At 76.4% G+C, this 1,145-nt stretch carries 1 protein-coding gene; it reads left to right on the top strand.

Features of this window, described 5'->3' with window-relative positions:
• Nucleotides 1–738: 738 nt before the first annotated feature.
• Nucleotides 739–1,145: GDSL-type esterase/lipase family protein (locus GT042_RS02840; RefSeq protein WP_345943659.1), on the top strand; the 407-nt coding region annotated here is incomplete at its 3' end.

Below are 1,145 nucleotides of genomic sequence, written 5' to 3'. Positions count from 1 at the left end.
CCGCACGCGCGGGGCCCGGTGGCGGCTTTCGTGGGCACGCGGCCGGTCGCTGCGATTCTCGGCGACCGGTCCCCGGCCGCGCGGTCGGTGTCGGAGGCTGTCATAGGCCCGTCTTCGGCCGGCCGGTCGGTATCGGTCGTTGCCGAGCCGTCCCTCGTCGGCCGGTCAGCCGCGCGGGCAACGGAGGGGGCTGGGGCGGCGACCTCGGAGTCCGCCGTGCCTGCGCGTGCGCGGGGTCCGGTGGCGGCTTTCGTGGGCACGCGGCCGGTCGCTGCGATCCTCGGCGATCCGTCCGCCGCGCGGTCGGTGTCGGAGGCTGTCATAGGCCTGTCCTCGGCCGACCGGCCGTCGGCGTCGGTCGTTGCCGAGCCGTCCCTCGTCGGCCGATCAGCCGCGCGGGCAACGGAGGAACCCGAGGTGCCCACCTCGGAGTCCGCCGCGTCCCCGCCTGCGCGGGGTCCGGTGGCGGCTGCTCCCGCGTGCCCGCGACCGGTTTTCGGGGCCGTAAGCGACCTGTCGTCGGTCGGTCGGACCGTGCTGGGAGCCGATCTGGCCCCGGTCCGCCCGGTCGCGCCGGACGTCGTTGCCGTGCCGTCCTCGGTCGACCTGACCGCGCCGGGGGTCTTTGTCGAGCCGTCTCGCCTCAGCCGGACGGCAGTAGAGGGCGTTGTCGACGCGTCCTCGGTCAGTCGGGCCGCGCAGTCGGCCCTCGGCAGCCGGGTCGTGTCCGGCGGCGTGGTGTCCGGTCGCGAGGTCGTCGCTGCCCCGCGTGGGATTCGGTTCGCCGCGCTCGGGGACTCGCTGACCGCCGGGGTCGGGGACCCCGTGGACGGCGGGTGGCGGGGATGGGCCGCCTTGCTCGGGGGCGGGCTGGGCGGTGACGCCGAGTTCCGTAACTTCGCCGTCAGCGGCGCCCTCACCCGCGACGTCGAGGAGGACCAGCTGCCCGCCGCCCTCGACTTCGTCCCCGACCTCGCCTCCGTCCTCGTCGGCGTCAACGACACGCTGCGCTGCGCCTTCGACATCCAGGACCTCGCCCGCCGCCTCGACCGCGTCTGCCACGCCCTCGCCGCGCGCGGCGCGGTCCTGCTGACCGCCTGCCTCCCCGACCCCGGCACCATGCTCGGCCTGCCCGCGCCCCTCGC

The sequence above is a fragment of the Streptomyces sp. SID3212 genome (assembly GCF_009865405.1).
Lineage (GTDB): Bacteria > Actinomycetota > Actinomycetes > Streptomycetales > Streptomycetaceae > Streptomyces.
The sequence above is the reverse complement of the archived record's forward strand: the minus strand, read 5'-3'. Positions and strand labels throughout refer to the sequence as shown.